Consider the following 19,699-nt stretch of genomic DNA (forward strand, 5'->3'; position numbering starts at 1 on the left):
GCGTTTCTATCTAACCAACGTACACCGTGCCGGATTTGTTGCGGTCCTGAGCTTCTTTCACTCCCTACAGCCCTGCGTCTCTCAGACGTGTAGCATGCAGCAGCCGCTCGGGCAGGATGGGCACGGTGCGGGCAAGCCGCATGACCGGTCCAGCCAAAGACGGCCGGGCGAACAGCGCCTGCAGCAGATGCCCCCACCTGAGCGGGCCGGAGAACTCGCTCCGCAGACCGCGTTCATACTGCCGTCTCCACTGCTCCTCCGTCAGGCTTCCCCGCAGGAAGCCGTCGGCCAGCCGGGCACAGAGCAGGGCGGAGCGGAGCGCCATCGACATTCCGTCCCCGCAGAGGGGCGGAATGGTCACGCAGGCGTCGCCGACGTGCGCGAAGTCCCCCCAGGCCTGCGGGCGCCGGCGCAGGTTCGGAACGACCGCCGCCTCTGTGCCGGGGAGCGGGGCGGCCGCTGCGAGCTTGGCCTTCAGCTGCGGATGCCGGCCGGCGGCCTCCAGCAAAAGCCCGGCTGCACCGGGGCCTGCAGCGGCTCCGGCGAACGCCTCCTTGTCCAGCAGAGCGGCCACGTTCACGCCGCCCCCTTCCACCGGGGCCATGCCGAGGTAGCCTCCGGGGAACACGAACAGCTCGACGGCCGGCTCCATCGCCACGCCCTCGAAATGCGCCTTCACCCCGACGTAAGGGGAATCCGCGGCCCGGACCGCCGACAGCCTGGAGGGGCCTCCTCCCCAGGCCCCGATCACGGCGCGGGCATGGATGACGCCGGTCTCCCCGCCGCACCGGGTCTCCAGCCGATAGCCCTGCCCCTCCCTGCGGACAGCGGTGACGGCCGTCTCCGTGCACACTTCGGCCCTGGCCCGGCGCACCTCGGCATGCAGCGCCGGGTCCATGGCATGTCTGCTAACCCCGATCGCCCCGCCCGGCAGCGGCACCTCAAGCGGCGGGCCGCCGCCCCAATAGAGCTTCGCCCGCGTGAGCTCGACAGGACAGAGGGAAGCGATCGCTTCCCGAAAGCCTAGCGCGTCCAGCATCGAGCGGGACTCCGGCGAGAGAAACTCGCCGCAGACCTTGTGGCGGGGGAAGCGGCGGGCGTCGAGCAGGAGCACCTCCCACCCGCCGCCCGCAAGTGCCATGGCCGCAGCGCTGCCTCCCATGCCGGCGCCGATCACCGCTACATCCCGCATCCCGCTCATCTGGCGCCGCTCCCCTCCGGCGGGCAACCGGCCGGCCTGCCGATGACCACGGCATAGCGGAAGAGCGGGACCCAGGTGTAGTGAAAGGCTTCGGAGCCCAGCTGCTCCTTCAGGCACTCCCAGTCCCCGGCGCGAAAGCCCTTGGCGACCGACAGCGGTCCGTCATGCCGGATGTAGCGGTTGCGCGAGAGCACGCGCGAAGCCAGCCACACGGCGGACCACGGAATCCAGTGGCGGTGGATGTCGTTGATGACGACGCCGTATCTGGCCCCCTGCAGCATCCTTCCCACCACTCCGGGAAGCTCGGTCCGGTCAAAGTGATGCAGGAACTGCGAGGCCGTCACCACGTCCGCGCAGCCTTCTTCCAAGGCCAGGACATCGCAGCGTCTTACCTCAATGCGGGGTTCGTCCTTGTATAAGGCCGCCGCCTCGTCGCACGCCTCCTGCGTGATGTCCGCCAGCGTGATCCGCATGTCGATCCCGCCGGTCTCCGCCCAGCTCAGCAGCCGCCGGTTCACGTCGCCGGAGCCCGCGCCCGCGTCCAGCACACTGAAGGTCTTGGGGCGGCCAGCCCCCTCCCACAGCCGCCGAACGCCGTACAGGGTCGGGGCGGCCGCCCGGAACACCCGGTTCAGCCGCCTCAGATGGCGGAGCGCTTCCCGCAGGTCCTCCCCGCCTTCGGAGAAATCGTCCATGAGCTCCGGCCGGAGATCCCGCTCCTTCAGCGCATTATACATAGACGTCCTCTCCCTTGGCGGCGGCAGGTACTTCGGCCGGCAGATACGTCAGCCGCACCAGCTCGGCGGTTAGGCCCGGCCCGAAGGCCATCGCCGTACCTGCGGCCGGCCCGCTGCCCCTGCTCTGCAGATCCTCCCGCATGGTGCGCAGGACGAAGAAAATCGTCGCGGAGGAGAGATTCCCGCAGTCCCGCAGGATGCCGCGGCTGTACGCCGTTTCGGCGTCCGTCAGGTCCAGCATCTCCTGCAGCGTATCGACGATGCCTCTTCCGCCGGGATGGATCGCCCAGAATGCCGGCCTCTCGCCGCCTCCAAGGAAGAGCTCGAGCTCCGGCGGCAGGTTCCCGCCGAGCAGTCGCGGGATCTCCTGCGACAAATACAGATCGAAGCCGTGGTTGCCGACATCCCAGGTCATGGCCTCTGTCGTCCCGGCAAAGAGGACGCTCCGGTCCCCGTCCAGCCGGAAGACGCCCGCATGCCGCCGGTTCGGGCGGCCGATGACGCAGGAAGCGGCTCCGTCCCCGAAGAAGGAAGCCGCGAAGAGATCCTCCCGGGTGAGGCCCGGCTGAATGTGCAGACTGCACAGCTCCACGCTGACTACAAGGATGCGGGCTGCCGGATCGGCTGCGGCAAGCTGCCCCGAGAGAGCGATCGCCTTCAGACCGGCGGCGCAGCCCAGAAAATGCAGCGGAATCCGGTTCGTCCGCGGGGACAGGCCGAGCTCGCGCACCAGCAGAGCGTCCAGTCCCGGGAGGAACTGGCCCGTGCAGCTCACGGTGATGAGGTGGGTGATAGCCCCCGCTTCCGTCCCGCTGTCCTGCAGCGCCTCGGCTGCAGCACGCCTGGCAAGCGGAAGCGCCTCCCGGCGGTACACCTCCATGCGTTCCTTCGTGCCGAGAGTGTCCCCCTCCTCCCTGGCGCGAAAATAGGGATTGCTGCCGGCCCCCTGCAGAATGCGTGGGTCACACGAATAGCGGGTTTCCACGCCGCACTGCTTGAAAATCCGTTTGGCCCAGCGGTATCCGTCCGACCGCTCTCCCATAATCTCCGAAAGCGTCTGCAGCACAACCTTCTGATCGATAAGATTGTCCGGCATCGCGGTGCCGATCCCGAGGATCGCCGCACCTCCCTGAGCCGGTGCCTGAGACTGTTGCATGTCCGCACTCTCCTCTTCCGCCGTAGGTTTTTCCTTGATTTCCATTCACCAGGCCTATGTGTATGCTGCTTACTCAGCAGACGGATGCTCCGGCGGCCTTCAGCCTTGTTCATATGACCCATAGAGAACAGACCCAAATTCACCACATCCAGCCTGTATCACCAAGTATTTACAGGATACAGATCCAATAACCCTCCTGAAACCTGGTTTAGCCTCTATAATCAAAACAAGGATTGGAGGATTTCTAGTGATTCACTCTACTTTTATTTGGCATCATGAAATACGATCCCCAGGCTGTACCGGGTTCCCGAGGCAATGGTGCCGACGCCGTGGCGCAGTGCGGCCCTGTAGTACCCCCGTGTCCCCCGCACGGGCCGCTCGCGTGTAGGGAAGATCAGTCCCTCTCCCTGATTCAGGGTGATGACATGGCCTCTGCTTTGGGCCCGGGGCCGCTGCTCGACGAGCAGGAATTCCCCGCCGGTGAAGTCCTCTCCCTGCTGATTGAGCAGGAACACCGCCTGGAATGGAAAGTAGACTTCGCCGTACAAATCCTGATGCAGACAGTTATAGCCTCCCTGCTCATATTTCAGGATGAGGGGCGTGGGGCGCGCCTGCCCCTGCTGATGGCACCGCTCCAAAAAGTCCCCCAGCGCAGCGGGATACTCGGGACCCTGCCCCAGCTTCTCACGGAGACCGTTCGCCGTCCGGGCCAGCCCGGGATACAACCCCTCCCTCAGGATCTGCAGCTCCTCCGGCAGCGGAGATGCGAAATATTTGTACTCTCCCTGCCCGAACCGGTATCTGGCCATATCGATCGTGCTGCGGAAGCAGGCCTCCTGCCCGTACAAGCCGATGATCCGGCTGCATTGTTCCTGATCCAGCAGTGCGGGCAGCTTGGCGAATCCCTCTTCCTCCAGCGATTGCCCGATCGCGGTCCAATCCATGCCTTCGATGCGTTCTGCCCATGCTTGCGTCATGTTCTCCCTCTTTTCTCCGTGACGGGGTCGTCTCTTCCCGTTCTGCGCTCCAGTATACCTCCCGGCCTCCCCTGCGAATACCGTCTCCGGCTATGACAGCAGCTTATCGACAGATTTCCCGAGGTTTCCTCCGAATCCACGCTTCCTTCCTCTTCCCGGCCTCCTCAAGCCGATGATCTCCCTGCGACCAACGTCCGGGGATGTTCGAATGGGTGAAACCCGGCTGACGTAATGAATAATCGTTCGCCTGCTCTGCAGGAGGGTACACTTCAGTCCGGCTGCCCAGGCGGCCCTGCCCGCACTTCGCTGCAAACGAAAAACCATCCGTACCCCCGGATGGTTTTTCGCTTCGTTTATCGCTTCGTTTATCGCTTCGTTTATCGCTTCGTTTACTGCCATGCTGCCTCGTTCGCTCAGAGCTCTACCTTCCCCAAGCTCCGTTTCGCCGGCCCTTCGATCACATCGCCATTATAGGCGAACCGGGAGCCGTGGCAGGGACAGTCCCACGAGCGTTCCGCTTCGTTCCACTCCACCTCGCAGCCCATATGGGTGCAGGTCGTGTCCACCAGATACAGCTCCCCCTGAGGATCGCGGTAAGCGCCGGCCCGCTGGCCGCGGATCCGGACGACAGCGCCCTCATCGGCTTTCAGTTCCTCCACGCTGGCGCGCGGGAACTGAAACTTGCCCGTAATGAGCTCCTTGGCCACGTTGGCATTATGGGTGACGAACTCCCGGATCTCCGGATCGGCATGGAACCGGGACGGAGTGAACAGCTCCTCATAAGGGCTGCTCTCGCCCGTCGCCAGCTTGCTGTTGAGGAGGGCGGCTGCGGCCGAATGGCTCATGCCCCACTTTTTGAACCCGGTCGCCACGAGCAAATTCCGTTTGTCCTCGTCCTCTCCCATGCGGCCGATATATGGCACCTTGTCGAGCGTCGTCAGATCCTGGGCCGACCAGCGGTAAGCGATCTCCTCCAGCCCGAAGGTCTCTTCCCCGAACTTCTGCAGAGCCTCATAGTACCGGAAGGTACAGACGCCCTGCCCGCTCTTGTGGCTCTCGCCCCCGAAGAGGACCATCGGCTGCCCGTCCACCGTCACGGATCGCAGGGAACGCTTCGGCTCTTCTGCGCTCAGGTACATGCCTCCCGGGTAAGCCTCCTTCGTCCGGGCGAGCATGGCGTACGACCGGTCGGCATGCATCCGGGCAAAATAGAAGTGACCGGCATCATGGACCGGATAATGCGAGCACGAGATAAGCTGGCTGCAGGTGACCTTGTGACCGCTGTCCGTGGTGAAGGAGATCGGATTCCCCGGCGTCACCTTCACGGCCGTCGTCTCCCCGAAGATCTGCCCCCCGCGGGATGTAACTTCCTTGGCGAGCTGCGCGACGAAGATCCCCGGGTTGAACTGTGCCTGATTCCTCATGACAACGGCTCCCTTGGTGGCAAAAGGCAGCTTCAGCCCTTCCACATAGCCGCCCGGTATGCCAAGCTCCTCATAAGCTTTGGCCTCTGTCTTCAGCTTGTCTATATACTCGTCCGAAGCGGTATAGACATAGGCGTCCTCCCGGGTCAGCCCGCAGTCGATTCCCAGCTCCTCCGCCGTCCGTGCGATGAGCTCCAGGCCTTCCCGGTTCGCCTCATAGTACAGGCGGGCCTTGTCTTTGCCGAAGTGGGAGATGAGCTCGTCATAGATGAGATCGTGCTGAGCCGTGATTTTGGCCGTCGTATGCTTCGTCGTCCCGGAGAGGACCTGTCCCGCCTCAATGACAGTGACCTTGACCCCCTTCTGAACGAGCAGATAGGCGGTCAGGATTCCCGTGATGCCCGCACCGACGATCACCACATCCGCATGAAGATCCTGGGACAGCTTCGGATACTGCGGCACGTCAGCCGAATCGAGCCAATAGGATTCGGGGTACTGGGGAAGTGCGGTGGATGCGTCGTTTGTTGTCATTTGTGCACAATCTCCTTTTTTACATGCATTTACCCGCTAGTCTCCCCTTAGAACCCAAAATTATCCGTTATTTGGTAATCCCTCCGTTACCTGCAGCCCCTCCTATTGAAGCTCAGACCGTTCGAAGCTACAATGAGAGAGTCAGGAGGGACGTCAAGTGGGCAGGAACAAAGAATTCGATACGACGCAAACCTTATATAAAGCTATGAAAGTATTCGGCCAATACGGCTACGAAGGAACCTCGCTGCAGCAGCTGCTCGACCAGCTGGGGATCGCGCGGCAAAGTCTCTATGATACATACGGTACGAAGCGGGGATTGTTCGTCTCGGCGCTCAGCCGGTATATTGACGAAAAAAACAGCGAAGTGGTGCGTATCCTCAGCGAGTCGCCCTCGGTCCGGGAGGCGCTCACCATCATGTTCGAGCAAACGGTGGAGGTGCTGCAGGAGCCCGAGCTGTACAACGAGTGCTATATCGTCAACAGCGCGGTAGAGCAGGCGCCGCTTGATCCGGAGATCGCCCGGATCGTGGAGGCGAGCACGGTACTGCTCGAGGAAGCGCATTACCGGGCGCTTCTCCGCGCGCGGGAGCAGGGCGAGCTTCCTCCCGATGCGTATCCGGATGAGAAGCTCCGCTCCCTCGCCCGTTATCTGCACCACACGCGGATGTCGCTTGTGTTCACGGCCCGTTCGGGGGCTGACCCGCAGACGCTTCAGGATATCGCCAGAGTCACGCTCTCCGTTCTGGACTGGGGGACGGGGACATGAACGAATAAGCTGTCCCCTCTTGGGGGGCAGCTTATTTGCATTTCTCATCCGATGTCTCTTCACACAGCTGACTCTTCACACAGCCGTCTCATCGCACAGCGCCCCGCTTATCTAGGGAGGCCGCCTCATCTATGTAATCCCGAACCTCCAGAAGATCATTCACGACATAATCGGCCTCTCTCAACTCTTCTTCCTGCGCAAAATCAAAACGGCAGCTAATCGAGAGGAGCCCGTTCTTTTTAGCTGCTTGAATATCCGATAACCGGTCTCCGACTACGGCGGCATCCCGGATATCGTAAGCTTGGAGAATATGAGCGACCAAGTCCGTCTTACTTTGGGTCTCTACGTGCCGGATACTAAAGGTCCTCGTAACCCAAGTATCCAGTTGATAGTGCTCTACAATCGCCTGCAAGTATTCCACTTCCCCATTACTGGCAATGTAGAGGGAGCGGCCCTTCCTTTTAAGATCGGTGAGAAGCTCATGCACTCCCGGATACAATTGGCCTTTCCCGCTGCGAATATTGGCGATCAGCTTCTCCTGCAAATAGGCGTTTGCTTCGCGGCGGATGGAATCCGAATGATCCGGCATCAATGTATTCCATACCACCGGCAGAGGAACCCCCATAATCTCACGGTACTGCTGAAGGGGCGTCTCGCCCTCCCACTGATTCACCCCTCTCAAGTAATCGAAGGTTTCTTCAAGAGAAAGCTCCAGAATGGTATCGGTTTGAAACAACGTCCCATCCATATCAAAAATAACTGAATAATTCATAACCACGCTCCATCCGCAGTTTCCCTTATTATGTAAGACTAAAACCACATCGCCTTCTCAGGACAGTCCCTTTCCACTCCACACGCCTGCGCTTGGCTGAGCCATACTCCCCGTTCACCTCCAGAGCGAGGGCGGGCGGCAAAAAAGAAAATGCCGCTCAAAGGGCGGCACTTCCAAGGAATCGTAATGAGGTTCCTCCAAACCGTATTCCACTGCTTAGACCGCTGCGGTCCGTTCTGCGGCGCTTCTTTCCGTCCTCCCGTTAGCCCGGGAAAGAAACGCCTCCAGCGAGCGGGGCGGCCGGCCCGTTACGCGCTCCACGGTATCCGTCACCCGGCTCTCCGCGCCCCGGTCGCGGATCCCTTCATCAAGGCCGGCCATGAATCCGGCGTAATCTGCGGGCATGCCCATCTCCATCCACCTGGCCTGCAGCTCCCCGGGGCTGATGGAGAGATGCCGTACCGCTCTTCCCGCCTCCCGGCTCAAGAGCTGCGCCGCTTCGCTGTAGGTCAGCGCCTCGGGACCCGTGATGACATGCGCGGTATTATGCGGCTCGGGGTCCGTCAAGGCTCGGACGGCGACCTCCGCAATGTCGTCCGCATCCACGAAGGCGACCCGCCCCTCCCCGGCGGCGGTCACCAAATCCCCGCCCTCCCGGATCGCCGCTCCATGCGGGCCCTCCGTGAAGTTCTGCATGAAATACGACGGCTGCAGCACCGCCCACTCGGGGGCAGACTCCCGGAGGGCGCGGTGCACCTGTCCGAACACCGGACCGCCTTCCGGCACGGAAGCACTGCTGAGAAGTACGGCCCGGCGTACGCCCGCCTTCCATGCCAGCTCCAGGAAAGGCAGCATCATCTTCTCCGGTTCCATGACCATCAGCGGTCCCACGAGATACACGGCATCCACTCCTTGAAGCGCCGCCTCATACGTACCAGCATCGTTCCAATCAAAGTACACATGCTCTCCTGCCGCCCCCGGCTGCCGCGGCTGGCTTCTCCCCGCCGTCCGCACGGAATAACCCAGCTCCATCAGCCGCTTCGCCACCCGGCTTCCCGTCTTGCCCGCCGCTCCCGTTACAAGGATCATCACACTTCTCCTCCTTCCATAGCTTCCATTGCAGCAAGCGGATTCCAGTAGTCCTTATAGTGAATGATCCGGCCTTCCTTCAGACGGATGACGGAGATGTAGCTCTGAACATACGGTTTGCCGTTCCGCACGCTCTCTCCCCGGCAGCCGAACTCTACCACCCCGCACTCCGGATCGGACGAAGGGAGAAACACCGGCTCGGTAAACTCATGGATGACCAGCATCTCCGGGAAGTGACGAATGTACGCCTCAATGGCCGCCTTTCCATCCAGCCTCTGGATCATGGAAGCCGGAGCATAGGGAAACTCGAACACCGCATCTTCGTGAAAAAGCGCCAACCACCGGTCGAGATCTCCCTCGATCAGCGACTCCGTAAATCCCCGCATGATCTCCTGCAGGGCTCCCGTTCCTCCGCTTTGCGCCGTTACTACCTCTCTAACCGTCATTGTCATCCAATCCTTTCCTTTTGTGATGCCTTTATCTTACTCTTTCCGGACCATTTGGTCAAGTATTTTCTTGACTGATTAGTCCAATAAAATAAGAGAGGAACCATCCGCCAAATTTTACTCCTGCTTGATTACAGGGAGAGGCGCCCCAATTGCACGATGACAAGCGGGCGGAGACGATCAGGGCACGGCTGAAGGCCTTTCCCGATCCCCTTCCCAAAGCAGTTCCAGCCCGGGTATACTTCTGAACTCTTCCGTGCAACGAAAAAAGGGAGCAGCGAATTCCGCTGCTCCCAAAGCTCGATAGGATGCACAAGATGCCGACTAAGGCTTGTGACCGTTCCATCCCTCTTCGCCGGCCGGTTCGAACGATGCAAACGCAAGCCCCTTCATTCCCGGCTGTCCGCAGGGCGCCGTTTACAAGACGATCCAGTTCTTCCCTCCATCCTCTGTCTTCAGCAGTCTGGAGGCATCCGCCTTAGCGCTCCGGACCAAGGCCCAGCCGCTCTCCGGCGTCACGAACTGCAGCTCCATCAGCTCAGGGAAGCTCTTCAGTGTGTCCTCCCACACCCGGTTGCCGGCAAGCGGCTCCCAGGTGGAACCCCCGTCGGAAGTATGGAGCAGATGGGCTCCATTCCACATCCAGCCCTCCCGGGCGGATTGGAACGTAAGTCCGGTGCTGCCGATCGCCGACAGCACATCCGTCTCCGGGCCGAAGGCCTTCAGCTTCCAGGTTTCCCCTCCGTCCGAAGTAAAATAGGCGCCCAGGCTGACGATATCTTCATGCCAGAATTCATAGGGCATCCAGCCGGCCCCTTCTCCGCCGCTCCAGAATACCGGAGCAGAGATCTGAGGCTGCCCCTGCACATCCTTGGAGGAGACCTCAAGCGGCACCTCGTGCCACGTCCTTGCTTTGTCCGTCGTCCGGAAGAGCGTCACCTTGCCCGGCGCCCGCGACTCCAGCGGCAGCCAGCCGTCACGCTCGCCTCGGAACGCGATTCCCCGGTTCGCGAAGCCGGCTAAAGGAAGCACGCCTGCGGCCTCCGACAGTTTCTGCGTCAGAACGGAGTTATCCATGACAAGGGCCCAAGTCTGCCCGCCGTCCCCTGTCTCATAGACCCGCTTGTGCGAGCTGCCCATCGCCGCATCCGGCTGGACTACGAGGAAGCCATGCTGCTTCGAAGTAAACACCGTCTCCCCGCCGTAGGCCTCCTCCGGCAGGGCACCGCTTTTCCAGCTCTTCCCCCCGTCCGCTGAGATCGCAATCGCGGCCGGCAGGCTGTGCCCTGCCGACGTGTAGACCAGATGCTCGCGGTCCAGCACCTGGAAGGCTTCCGGCCCCGGATCGGCCTTGGACTCGGCCGCGAGTGGGGAGGACGCTTCGATCCAGGTGCTTCCGCCATCCGCTGTCTTGTAGAGCCGAAGCTGCCGCCCCGAAGACAGCCCCCAGACATAAGCAGTCTGGCCGTCGAGGGCATGGAAGCCGGTCAGGCGCGCCTGAATTCTGCGCTGCCCCTCCGGTGCCGGTTCACCCGCCGGAGCCTTGGCCCCGCCGGCAGCCGATGGGGTGTCCGGTGTCTTCGGCGGCGTGACGGCGGTGCTGTCCGGCGTCTTCGGCGGAGGCACGGCGGTGCTGTCCGGCGTCATGCCCGCCGTCTGCGTGCAGCCGGCGAGGACCAGCAGCAGCAGCGGCAGAGTGAACCGGAGGTGCGTTCTGCCTTGGCGCAGACGCCCCCTTGGAAGCCGCGATCCGGCGGAGAGCAGGCGGCGCGCACGGCTAGTGGCTGTAGTATCGTTCTGCATGGTGTAAGCCCCTTTCTTTCCCTGGTGTGTCATCCTTCATGTGCCGGTATTCCAGTACGAATTCTCCCTTCCCTTCTATTTACCCAAAGCGGGAACGCTTAGCGGGTAAATCGCCGCAGGACGCTACCGGCTGACCCTTACGGTGCGGTAATCCCTATAGGCCTGCGGGAGCGCATATCGGATTGGAGCTGCTGAGTCTTCTTCTCCTTCGTACGCTCCTCCACATAAGTAACCGGCGCTTCCTTGATCCGGATCTCATACCTGCCGAAAGGCACCTGCTCCCTTTCGGCGTCCTTCTGGTCCCACTCGAACTCCAGCACCTGGGAAGCCATCCGTCCCGTGAAGGAGGCGGTCAGGGCCGGCAGTCTTCCCGTCCAGACGACAGCGGCATCGCTGCGCCCGAAGTCCAAGCGCACGATTTCCACCTGAATATCTTGTGAGGCTTCCAGCCGTATCGCTTCCTCCGACGAATTCGAGACCATGACGCGAACCTTAACAGGATTACCGTAGGGAAAGGCCGCATTCTGCCCCCCCTGGCCCGTATCGTAGGTTACATCAAGCGTGGGCGAGATCGGATAGCCGGAGACGTAGTTCGACCCCGAATCCAGCTGCAGTGCAGCCCAGGTCCCCTTCACCTCTACGGTCGTCCCCTCCGCCGGGGCCCGGTAAGTCAGCGGATCGGAGGCGGTACCCGGATCGTATATCCATGCATCGCCAAGCCAGGAGCTCCGGATATGGTGCCAGCCGCTGCCCCTCTCGAGCACGTCGACCGTCTGTGGTGACAGCTCGCCGAGCTTCCGTGCCCGGTGATCCGGATGTTCGTAGACCGCCGTCTTTTGCCGAAGCGCCAGCTTCGTCTCTTCCTGTCTCAAATCCCAGGGGTCCCCGATCTGCCAATGGACCCAATAAGTCCCCTTCCAGGTGTCTGCCAGGAACCAATCCCCATAGCTCTCATAGGTCCGGAGGAATTGAGGAGTCAGCCACCCTTGGACCGGCCCGCCGGCATCCGGTTCCTTGAAGAAAGGCGTGCGTGTACTTAGGTTGATCGACGATTCGTTAACGGAGTGCGGCCCTAATCCCCGGATGACCCGGTGCACCGGACAGATCCACTTATACCCGTTGTAGGAGAGAATCCGGAAGGCGCCGTTTTCTTCATGGATGGCCCTGACAGCCTGTGCGCCAAGCGTCCCGGCGGATTTCCCTGACCCGAGGGGGCTATCATACAGCTTCTCATTTCCAGTGAGCAGAATCGTCTCGTAGACGTAGTCATCCAGTACAGGATTCTGAACCCGGATCCATCTCTCTCCCGCGTAAGTCTCAATCCGGAACCAGGCTTCGGCCCGCTCCCCATAGATCAGCTTTCGCTCCCAGCCGTCTTCCGCCCCGATGACCTTGACAAACTGCGGAGCGAGTGCAAAGAGCGGACTGCCTCCCGGCTCAAGATATACGGCTGTGGACGGGTCGGTCAGCTGAATGGAGAACGGAAGACTCAGCGTCGACTCCACTGCAGCTTGAGCCCGGGGCAGCGGTGCGCCTCCCCCGAACAGAACTGCGGACATCAAACCTAACAGCAGCAGCTGCTTTATATGCATAGCTAAAATCCTCCCCTGGTTCCCCGTTGATAAATCTATTGACGCAGCAGCCCCTCCGAATGTTGTCAGGAATGGCCCAAACCGCAAAAAAAAGTCAGCTGATGCTGAGCACAGCTGACTCCCTTCACCGCTCACATGTTCCATCCGTGCAGCAGCCCTTATTGTTCGATGGAGGAATGGCTTCCCTCTCTTGAGATCAGAAGGTTGTAGAATTCCGCCATCGATGTTTTGTAGTACGATACCAGCCAAAGATACCCGATCCCGAGGGTCAGCAGTGCGAGAAGTCCCCAGCCGATGAAGCTGAGCTGCAGGCAGAAATATCTCCACTTGTTCCCCTGCATGAGCCCGCTGCTCATCCGGATCGCCTCGAAGGAGCCGACTTGCGGATTATCAATCTTGATGTTGATCGCCTGGGCGTAGCGGATGGCCGCAATAATGCCCGGGATGATGAGCAGCAGCGTCCAGGCGAGCACCTTGATGCCCATGGCGAGCGTCAGCTTGAAGAAGGGCCAAAAATGCTTGAAGCTGTAATCGGTCACCTGCCCGATCCCCAGCCGGTCCCCGCGCGAGACCGACAGGTAATAAGCTTCGTAAGCCACAGTGATCATCGTGGAAAAAAACACGTTTGCCAGGAAGATAACCAGAGCGAGCAGCCAGTACACCTCTACCCGGTCATCGCTCAAGTACGAAAAAAAGCCATTAACACAAGTGGTAATAAAGACGAATAAGACCCCGTGCCCCCAGTTTCCCGTGAGCGCTTCTCTTGCGCTTTTGCGAATGTCGCTGTTCGTCATGATCAAAACCGTTCGCTCCCTGCTTCAAAAAATAGGTTGTTCGGCCTATATTGTAAGCTATATACGAAGGTTTGTCACGCACTTTTTTACCATCCCCTTCCATGCGCGAGCCTGTGAACTTCTGCCTAAGGCTTGATATAATAGGGGGAAAAGGAGGCGTGACCATGAAACACATGAACCAGAAAGTCGAATCCCTGCTTCACACCACCTTGGAGAACTGGAACGCCATGGCCGGGGCCGGGGGCGGCGGGGAGGAAGCGGAAGCCAGCGAATTCGAGTCTTCCTTCTACCGCCTGATCGATGCCGTCCGGGAATGGTATCAGGCATTGGAGAACCCACCGCGCACGCTCGAAGCCTTCATGGAGCTGCCGGAAGTGGAGAGCTTAACCGGCCGGCTGCCCGGCCCGCTGCATCTCAACTTTGAGACGGAGGCCGAGCTTATTCTCGAGAATGTCAGCCGGATCGACGAGGATAAGTACGATTAATATGGACGAACGATATAAGGCGCTTCACGCCAGACGCATTCACTTGTCCGTCTGCTGAGGAGCGCTCCTGTCGATCACCTTCATCGTGAATAGGCCGCCTCCCTCGGGCTCTGCAGAGGTAAAGAACACATCATACATTCCGAACCGGTAGTAGATGTAATAGCCGCCGTACGCCTCGTCCTCCCCCTCGCGCTCCGGCTCGCCGAGCCGGCCGGTAATCGTCTCCCTGTTCACCCCCAGCGGGAGCGAATACGCCCGGACGGTCTCTTCCTCCAGCTCGTCGAAGTGATACGGAAAATGAAGGGTCACCGTCCGGCCCTGGAGAATCCGCGGGTACTGCAGCGTATAAGCCCCTTCACTGGCCCCCTTGGACAGCGGAGCGCCGTACGCGGCCCCTACCTCCTTCTTCTTCATGCCGAGGAAGAGCTCCGTGCCGTACAGCCTGCCGACACCAAGGGACGCGCGATCAAGCAGCTCGGCCCCATCCCCTTCCTCCGCCTCTTGAACCGCCTGCAGGTTCCCCACGCTGCCTGTCTCCAGGTACTCGGCCATCCGGGCGATGGTCACGGCCGCCTGGGCCCGGGTGGCGGGAGCGCCGGGCCGGAAGGCACCGTCTTCATAGCCGTTCATGACCCCCGCCCGGGAGGCGGCACCGATCCAGCCGGCCCCGGGAAGCCCCTGCGTATCCGTGTAGCCTCCGGCGTCCGTCAGCTCCTTCAGCCCGAGCGCCCTCGCCAGGATGCCGGCCATCTCCGCACGGGTCACCTCCCCGTCCGGAACGAGATGGCCCTCCGCATAGTCGGCTTTGAGGATGATGCCTCGCTTGAGCGCAGCCGCCACGTACCCCGCCGCCCATTGCCCGGCTGGCACATCCTCGAACAGATTCCCGCCCTGTGCGGATTCATGCACAGGGCTGAGCCCCATTGCCGTGACCGCCAGCTTCAGGAACTGGGCGCGGGTAACCGCCTCCTCGGGCCGGAAGGTCCCGTCCGGATAGCCTCCGATCATTCCTGCCGCCGCCATCGCGGCAATCGGCTGTTCGGCCCAGTGGCTGCGGATGTCGGTCAGTGATGCCGCACTCGCTTCTTCGGCTGCATATGCACTCCCGCACCCGGCAGCAAGCCCGGCGGCAGCGGCCGATACCAGCAGTCCGCGCCGCAGCCGCTTCACGTCTTCCCCCCTAAGCCCCATCATGGCGCCGGCCTGCTTGGAAGATCATAGTTCAGCCGCCCGATCCGGCCGCACTCCTCGGCGAACCAGACCGCCCCGTCGGAGCCGATCGCGATGCCGTGCGGCTCGGCCTTATCCGCTGGGATCGCATACCCCGTTACTTCACCCTGGAGCGTAATGCGGCCGATCCGGCTGCTGCCCCACTCCGTGAACCAGAGGTCACCGTCCCTGCCGGCGACGATGGCATGCGGCCTCGCCCCTTCCCCGGGCAGCACATATTCCCTTATCTCCCCGGTGGTGGTGATCCGGCCGATCCGGTTTCCGAGCAGCTCCGTGAACCAGAGCGCCCCGTCCGGGCCGCAGGCCATGCCCACGGGCCCCGACTTCTCCTGCGGCAGAGGGAATTCCCGGACCTCACCTTCCGTGGTGATCCGGCCAATGGCATTCGCCTGATTCTCGGTGAACCAGAGGGCGCCGTCCGGGCCCCCGACGATGAAGGAAGGAAAGCAGCCCGTATGGGGGAGAGGGAATTCCGTCATCTCCCCCTCCACGCTGATTCTTCCGATCCGGCCGGCCGCGGTCAGGGTGAACCACAGGGCACCGTCCGGACCCGGCGTGATCCCGAAGGGGGCCGAGCCCGCCTCGGGCAGCTCATACTCCATAATCGCGCCCTCCACCGTAATCCGCCCGATCCGGCCGGCTTTGTAGGCCGTGAACCACAGGGCGCCGTCCGGACCGGACATGATGCAGGACACCCCCGCTTCCGGCACAGGCACCGGGAAGAAGGTCATTGCCCCGTCCACGGTAATGCGCCCGATCCGGTTCCCTTTCTGCTCCGTGAACCACAGCGCTCCGTCCGGCCCTGCCGTTATGCCGTAAGGGGCCGTCCCCTCCGGCTCTATGTGATACTCCTGAATGCTCACCTGCACGCCTTCATCGCCTCCCGTCGATTTATTGGCCGATCTTTCCCTCTCCGGCTGCTTCCGTCCCCAGCAGCCAGTGAAACGGACTCCGGCCGAAGAACAGATTCGGGTCCACCTGCACGTTATGCGCCCAGAAGGCGAAGTGCAGATGCGGACCGGTGGAGAAGCCGGTCGTGCCGACAAGTCCGATGATCTCGCCCTTCCTGACCCGATCCCCAGCCTTCACCTGCAGCTTGGAGAGGTGGGCATACTGCGAGAACAGCCCCATACCGTGGTCGAGATAGATTGAGTTCCCGGTCAGATACAGCGAGTCCGCCAGCGCAACGACCCCGTCGTTCGCCGCCTTGACCGGCGTGCCTTCGGGCGCCGCCAGGTCCACGGCGAGGTGGGCTCCGCTGAACTTCCCGTTGACATACCTGGTATGCCCGTAGGGTGTCGTCAGTCTGCCATCGACCGGAATCACGTAGGGGCCGTCCGCCAGAAATTCCGTCTGCGACACGCTGCGCGCCTTGTTGATCAGCGCCTGGTCGGCGGCGATCCGCTTCGTGTCCTGCCGCATCCGGTTCATCTCCTCCGTCACCTCGAGGTACTGGGACGGATAGCGCTTGGGGGCAATCGTCAGCGTCTTGTCCCCGATCGGGTAGCGCCCCGGCGCAACGTCCATCCCGATCGGCAGATAAGTGAAGTAGCCTGCCCCGTACGGTTCAAGGAGATAGGTCCGTCCGTTCCAGTAGACGGAGCCCGGCTTCTTGTGGCGGATGAGCACCACGCCGCCCGGAACGGCCGTCTCCGGCATCACCAGCCACTCCGACCGGAACGCAAGCTGTGCGGCTTCGGCCGACGCGTACAGGGGAGCTTCCTTCCGCCTCCCCGCAAGCTCTTCCTTCGCCCGGCGGATCGCGTCCCGGACCAGTCCGGTAACCTCCTGCTGCCACGTACGGCCTCCGTCGCCGGAGACCAGCAGCCCTCCGCCCAGCTCACCGTCGTCCTGCACCAGCGCCCAGCCGATCTCCTCGGTCAGGAACTGGACCTGTTTCACCGCATAGTCCTTGTCGTGGTACCGGAGGGAGCTCATCCTGTGCCCGGCATCGGCGCCGGCTTCTGCTTCCGTTCCACCCCCCGGCAGCCCTTGCCCCTCCGTCCCGGCGTCCGGCTCCCTGGCTGCCGGGACCGCACCCCGGTCGGTCCAGGTCACGCCCCCGTCCGAGGTGGTCCGGACGACGTCCTTATACCGGATCCAGCCGTGGTCGAGATCCGTCATCCGGAACTCGACCGGCTCCCGCCGGGCTGGGGCCACTGCCGCAGCCGCCGGGTAGGCGGCCTCCTCCTGCTCAGGCTGGCTCCGGATCGCCTCCGGCTCCCGGACGAGAATCGCCAGGACCACCGATGCCCCTGCCGCAGCCAGTGCCCAGCCCAACAGTGGCAGGGGCTTCGGCCGCTTCGGGCCTTTCCGCCGGTGCCGCAGGCCCGCCGGTTCCCGGCCGTCATTCCTGCCTGCCATGCGGCCTCCCCCTCCCTTGTCCCCTCACGAATAACGGCCGTTTCGCAGAATCCTCGCCAGGGTCTCCGTATTCGGGTACCCGCCTTCTTCATACTGGCGGATCACCGCTTCGATATCGTACGGCACGCGCCGGATCGTGGCGGCAGCCCTGCCCCGCTCCACCTCGAGGACCAGGTAAGAGGCCTCGGGCAGGCCGTCAAAGGGCAGGCCGACACTGCCGGTATTGGCAATCACTTTGCCGCCTAGATACCGGATGTAGGGCTTGTGAATATGCGCATAAATATACACGTCAGCCTCCCCGGAGTTCATCAGCTTCGTCTGCAGCTCTTCATCCCCGGCTCCCGGCGGCACGATCTCGAACAAGCTGTCCGGCGTGGCGTGGAAGGCCCGGATCCCGACGCCTTCCCGGTTCAGCTGGAGCTCTGACGGCAGGCCCGCCAGGTACTCCAGATCATCCGGATCCAGCCTGGACAATGTCCACTGCCGCTCCAGATTCATGAGATCGACGGCATGCTCCGGCACCTCGCCCTGCCGCACACCGCGCACCACCCATTCATCTGCGTTGCCCCGGATGACGGGAGACTCCAGCGCACGAATCCGTTCCAGGGAACGCTTCGGCTCGGGACCGCGATAGCAGAGATCGCCGAGAACATAGATTTCTTCCACGTCCCTGCTCCCGATGTCTTCCAGTACCGCTTCCAAGGCGGCGGCGTTGCCGTGAATGTCCGAGATAAATGCCAGCTTCATCTTGATCCCTCTCCCTTCTATCCTCTTTTTTCCATGTCTTCCTGTAGGCTATTATATCACCCCGTGCGAAAAGAGAGAAAGGCGCCGGTTCGTCTGAACCGGCGCCAGGACAGATCGGCACCTGCGGATGGGCACAAGGCACGCGTTCTTTTTCTTCCCCCCTGCACAGGTCTGTGCCCGGAAGAGAATCAACCCTTCCACTTCTTACGCAGAGTCTCCACCGTAAGGAGCACCAGCGGCAGAAGGAATCCGAGCAGGATCATCATCGGCACCCAGACCTTCTTATCCCATTCCAGCATGTAATGCACATTGGGATACACTACCTGACCGTAGATGACCAGCAGCATGCCGAGCGGCAGTGTCAAAGGACGGATGCTGTCCAACTTCGCAAGCTTGGCAAGAGAGACGAGACCCGCGTAGAAGTACACGGTCAGCTTGAAGAAGATCGAGATGAACCAAAGTGCTGCGATGATAATCTCGACGCGCTGAATAAACTTGCCCACGCTGATCTTCTTGGCCAGGGCGTAGCTTGGGTACATCAGCCGTTCGGTCAGTTCCGCCCCCAGTACCGCTATGCTCATGAACGAGATGATGAGAATGAACAGTCCGCCGGCCAGGTTGGCGGAGAGCATCGCCCCCCGGATGCGTTCGGGCCGCCGGACCGAGGGAATCACCGTGAAGAAGGAAATCAGCGGCAGGGCTGACGTGGCTACGAGCGTGATGCCCGCACGCAGCAGCACCATCGGCTCCGTATCGAATACGGGCTTGACGTTATCTATCTCGACCTGCGGCAGCAGGAGCAGGCACAGCGCGCCGAACAGTCCGAGGAACCAGGGGAAGAAGATCTCCGCCGTCCTCGCCACCGTCTCCAAGCCGAGCCGCACGGCCATCACAATCAGGGCTCCGAACACGAGGTGAATCACCTCGATCGGCGTATCCACCAGAATCTGCGTCGTCAGAAAATTCCCCACATAAGCGAGCAGCGTCGCCGAGGAGATGAAGGAGAAGAACACAAAAAAAGCGATGACTGCGGAACCGGCCCATCTGCCGAGCACATCCTGGCAGTAGGTGGTAAAATCCCTTCCCTGAAGCCGGCGGCCTACAAGGGAATGGAGCCACACGACCGGCAGGCCGACGGCCACCCCGGCCGCGGCGGCAAGCCAGGCATCCTGCTTCGCCTCCATCGCGAGCCCCGCAGGGGTGATCAGGATGGTTGTCCCGATCGTATATAACATGACCAGCAGCTGAAACTGGGAGACACTGATTACCGTCTTGTTCATGCTCCTCCTTGATCTCCGGCATGCCTTCCCGCCGGCCATTGCCTTCTTCTCTATCCTCCCTGTTCGCCGGGCAGCCTGAGCACCTGCTCGAGCCGCTCCCCCGCCGGCCCGAAGATGAAATTCATCCAATCGAGCGGATTGGGCAGGGGGACATCCGCCGCCCGGGCCATGCCCGCGCCTGTACCCAGTGCGAGCAGAAACAGGAAGACGGCGAGCTCCCGATAGCGGCGGCTCCTCCATAAGCCGGGGGCCTCATACAGCAGGATCAGGGCGGCAGCGATCAGCACGCCAAGCATCGGCCACAT

The 19,699-nt window shown here is 61.9% G+C and carries 19 protein-coding genes; 2 read left to right on the top strand and 17 right to left on the bottom strand.

From position 1 onward, the window contains the following. Positions 1-64: 64 nt before the first annotated feature. The 5 genes from ACP26L_RS21815 to ACP26L_RS21835 form a co-directional block, all read right to left on the bottom strand. Positions 65-1,201, bottom strand: a complete 1,137-nt coding sequence (locus tag ACP26L_RS21815) for an NAD(P)/FAD-dependent oxidoreductase (RefSeq protein ID WP_426446315.1) — start codon at positions 1,199-1,201, stop codon at positions 65-67. Further along, the gene (locus ACP26L_RS21820) at positions 1,198-1,938 is read right to left on the bottom strand and encodes a methyltransferase domain-containing protein (protein WP_426446316.1); all 741 of its coding nucleotides are present in this window, start codon (positions 1,936-1,938) and stop codon (positions 1,198-1,200) included. The genes ACP26L_RS21815 and ACP26L_RS21820 overlap by 4 nt, the downstream gene beginning before the upstream one ends. Beyond that, positions 1,931-3,094 carry a type III polyketide synthase gene (locus ACP26L_RS21825; protein ID WP_426446318.1) on the bottom strand — a complete coding sequence of 388 codons (1,164 nt, stop codon included), beginning with the start codon at positions 3,092-3,094 and terminating at the stop codon, positions 1,931-1,933. Before ACP26L_RS21825 ends, ACP26L_RS21820 begins: the two co-directional genes overlap by 8 nt. Before the next feature lie 263 nt (positions 3,095-3,357). Further along, a complete protein-coding gene (locus ACP26L_RS21830) occupies positions 3,358-4,071 on the bottom strand; it encodes a 2OG-Fe(II) oxygenase (RefSeq protein ID WP_426446320.1) in 714 nt (237 codons plus the stop codon). Positions 4,072-4,484: 413 nt separating this feature from the next. Continuing rightward, positions 4,485-6,026, bottom strand: a complete 1,542-nt coding sequence (locus tag ACP26L_RS21835; RefSeq protein ID WP_426446322.1) for an FAD-dependent oxidoreductase — start codon at positions 6,024-6,026, stop codon at positions 4,485-4,487. Between the two features lie 157 nt (positions 6,027-6,183). Here ACP26L_RS21835 and ACP26L_RS21840 point away from each other — a divergent pair, with 157 nt between their 5' ends. Beyond that, positions 6,184-6,792, top strand: a complete 609-nt coding sequence (locus tag ACP26L_RS21840) for a TetR/AcrR family transcriptional regulator (protein ID WP_426446324.1) — start codon at positions 6,184-6,186, stop codon at positions 6,790-6,792. 88 nt (positions 6,793-6,880) lie between these two features. Here ACP26L_RS21840 and ACP26L_RS21845 read toward each other — a convergent pair whose 3' ends face one another. The 6 genes from ACP26L_RS21845 to ACP26L_RS21870 form a co-directional block, all read right to left on the bottom strand. Continuing rightward, a complete protein-coding gene (locus tag ACP26L_RS21845; protein ID WP_426455041.1) occupies positions 6,881-7,564 on the bottom strand; it encodes an HAD-IA family hydrolase in 684 nt (227 codons plus the stop codon). 216 nt (positions 7,565-7,780) lie between these two features. Beyond that, positions 7,781-8,653: an NAD(P)H-binding protein gene (locus ACP26L_RS21850; protein WP_426446326.1), complete on the bottom strand. Its 873-nt coding sequence runs from the start codon at positions 8,651-8,653 to the stop codon at positions 7,781-7,783. Further along, positions 8,653-9,105, bottom strand: coding sequence for a nuclear transport factor 2 family protein (locus ACP26L_RS21855; protein WP_426446328.1), 453 nt, complete (start codon positions 9,103-9,105; stop codon positions 8,653-8,655). Before ACP26L_RS21855 ends, ACP26L_RS21850 begins: the two co-directional genes overlap by 1 nt. A gap of 411 nt (positions 9,106-9,516) precedes the next feature. After that, entirely contained in the window at positions 9,517-10,902 is a 1,386-nt protein-coding gene (locus ACP26L_RS21860) for a WD40/YVTN/BNR-like repeat-containing protein (RefSeq protein ID WP_426446330.1), read from the bottom strand. Between the two features lie 137 nt (positions 10,903-11,039). Then, positions 11,040-12,461 carry a hypothetical protein gene (locus tag ACP26L_RS21865; RefSeq protein ID WP_426446332.1) on the bottom strand — a complete coding sequence of 474 codons (1,422 nt, stop codon included), beginning with the start codon at positions 12,459-12,461 and terminating at the stop codon, positions 11,040-11,042. A 191-nt stretch (positions 12,462-12,652) separates the two neighbouring features. After that, positions 12,653-13,288 (bottom strand): DUF975 family protein, encoded by a 636-nt coding sequence (locus ACP26L_RS21870; RefSeq protein ID WP_426455043.1) that lies wholly within the window; start codon positions 13,286-13,288, stop codon positions 12,653-12,655. 164 nt (positions 13,289-13,452) lie between these two features. On the opposite strand from ACP26L_RS21870, the gene ACP26L_RS21875 reads away from it, so the two are divergent. Then, on the top strand, positions 13,453-13,773 hold the full coding sequence (locus tag ACP26L_RS21875) for a hypothetical protein (protein WP_426446334.1): 321 nt from the start codon (positions 13,453-13,455) through the stop codon (positions 13,771-13,773). A gap of 39 nt (positions 13,774-13,812) precedes the next feature. Here the strand turns inward: ACP26L_RS21875 and ACP26L_RS21880 are convergent, their stop codons facing one another. From ACP26L_RS21880 to ACP26L_RS21905, 6 genes are all read right to left on the bottom strand, one after another. Beyond that, the gene (locus ACP26L_RS21880; protein ID WP_426446336.1) at positions 13,813-14,967 is read right to left on the bottom strand and encodes an S-layer homology domain-containing protein; all 1,155 of its coding nucleotides are present in this window, start codon (positions 14,965-14,967) and stop codon (positions 13,813-13,815) included. Continuing rightward, positions 14,964-15,872 carry a virginiamycin B lyase family protein gene (locus ACP26L_RS21885; RefSeq protein ID WP_426446338.1) on the bottom strand — a complete coding sequence of 303 codons (909 nt, stop codon included), beginning with the start codon at positions 15,870-15,872 and terminating at the stop codon, positions 14,964-14,966. The genes ACP26L_RS21880 and ACP26L_RS21885 overlap by 4 nt, the downstream gene beginning before the upstream one ends. Before the next feature lie 22 nt (positions 15,873-15,894). Beyond that, positions 15,895-17,367, bottom strand: coding sequence for a peptidoglycan DD-metalloendopeptidase family protein (locus tag ACP26L_RS21890; protein WP_426446340.1), 1,473 nt, complete (start codon positions 17,365-17,367; stop codon positions 15,895-15,897). A gap of 24 nt (positions 17,368-17,391) precedes the next feature. Further along, positions 17,392-18,114 carry a metallophosphoesterase family protein gene (locus ACP26L_RS21895; protein ID WP_426446342.1) on the bottom strand — a complete coding sequence of 241 codons (723 nt, stop codon included), beginning with the start codon at positions 18,112-18,114 and terminating at the stop codon, positions 17,392-17,394. Between the two features lie 188 nt (positions 18,115-18,302). Beyond that, complete coding sequence (locus ACP26L_RS21900) at positions 18,303-19,394, bottom strand: GerAB/ArcD/ProY family transporter (protein ID WP_426446344.1); 1,092 nt, start codon at positions 19,392-19,394, stop codon at positions 18,303-18,305. Positions 19,395-19,444: 50 nt separating this feature from the next. Continuing rightward, complete coding sequence (locus ACP26L_RS21905; RefSeq protein ID WP_426446346.1) at positions 19,445-19,699, bottom strand: hypothetical protein; 255 nt, start codon at positions 19,697-19,699, stop codon at positions 19,445-19,447.

Origin of the sequence: Paenibacillus sp. S-38 (assembly GCF_049942825.1) — a bacterium.
In the GTDB taxonomy this organism is placed as follows: Bacteria; Bacillota; Bacilli; order Paenibacillales; family NBRC-103111; genus Paenibacillus_G.

Excerpts from the sequence above, each read along its gene's own strand:
- ACP26L_RS21890 (WP_426446340.1), bottom strand. The coding sequence starts at position 17,367 with ATGGCAGGCAGGAATGACGGCCGGGAACCGGCGGGCCTGCGGCACCGG.
- ACP26L_RS21820 (WP_426446316.1), bottom strand. The coding sequence starts at position 1,938 with ATGTATAATGCGCTGAAGGAGCGGGATCTCCGGCCGGAGCTCATGGAC.
- ACP26L_RS21870 (WP_426455043.1), bottom strand. The coding sequence starts at position 13,288 with ATGACGAACAGCGACATTCGCAAAAGCGCAAGAGAAGCGCTCACGGGA.
- ACP26L_RS21860 (WP_426446330.1), bottom strand. The coding sequence starts at position 10,902 with ATGCAGAACGATACTACAGCCACTAGCCGTGCGCGCCGCCTGCTCTCC.
- ACP26L_RS21855 (WP_426446328.1), bottom strand. The coding sequence starts at position 9,105 with ATGACAATGACGGTTAGAGAGGTAGTAACGGCGCAAAGCGGAGGAACG.
- ACP26L_RS21815 (WP_426446315.1), bottom strand. The coding sequence starts at position 1,201 with ATGAGCGGGATGCGGGATGTAGCGGTGATCGGCGCCGGCATGGGAGGC.
- ACP26L_RS21895 (WP_426446342.1), bottom strand. The coding sequence starts at position 18,114 with ATGAAGCTGGCATTTATCTCGGACATTCACGGCAACGCCGCCGCCTTG.
- ACP26L_RS21875 (WP_426446334.1), top strand. The coding sequence starts at position 13,453 with ATGAAACACATGAACCAGAAAGTCGAATCCCTGCTTCACACCACCTTG.
- ACP26L_RS21880 (WP_426446336.1), bottom strand. The coding sequence starts at position 14,967 with ATGATGGGGCTTAGGGGGGAAGACGTGAAGCGGCTGCGGCGCGGACTG.
- ACP26L_RS21900 (WP_426446344.1), bottom strand. The coding sequence starts at position 19,394 with ATGAACAAGACGGTAATCAGTGTCTCCCAGTTTCAGCTGCTGGTCATG.
- ACP26L_RS21845 (WP_426455041.1), bottom strand. The coding sequence starts at position 7,564 with ATGAATTATTCAGTTATTTTTGATATGGATGGGACGTTGTTTCAAACC.
- ACP26L_RS21835 (WP_426446322.1), bottom strand. The coding sequence starts at position 6,026 with ATGACAACAAACGACGCATCCACCGCACTTCCCCAGTACCCCGAATCC.
- ACP26L_RS21825 (WP_426446318.1), bottom strand. The coding sequence starts at position 3,094 with ATGCAACAGTCTCAGGCACCGGCTCAGGGAGGTGCGGCGATCCTCGGG.
- ACP26L_RS21905 (WP_426446346.1), bottom strand. The coding sequence starts at position 19,699 with ATGTGGCCGATGCTTGGCGTGCTGATCGCTGCCGCCCTGATCCTGCTG.
- ACP26L_RS21850 (WP_426446326.1), bottom strand. The coding sequence starts at position 8,653 with ATGATCCTTGTAACGGGAGCGGCGGGCAAGACGGGAAGCCGGGTGGCG.
- ACP26L_RS21830 (WP_426446320.1), bottom strand. The coding sequence starts at position 4,071 with ATGACGCAAGCATGGGCAGAACGCATCGAAGGCATGGATTGGACCGCG.
- ACP26L_RS21865 (WP_426446332.1), bottom strand. The coding sequence starts at position 12,461 with ATGTCCGCAGTTCTGTTCGGGGGAGGCGCACCGCTGCCCCGGGCTCAA.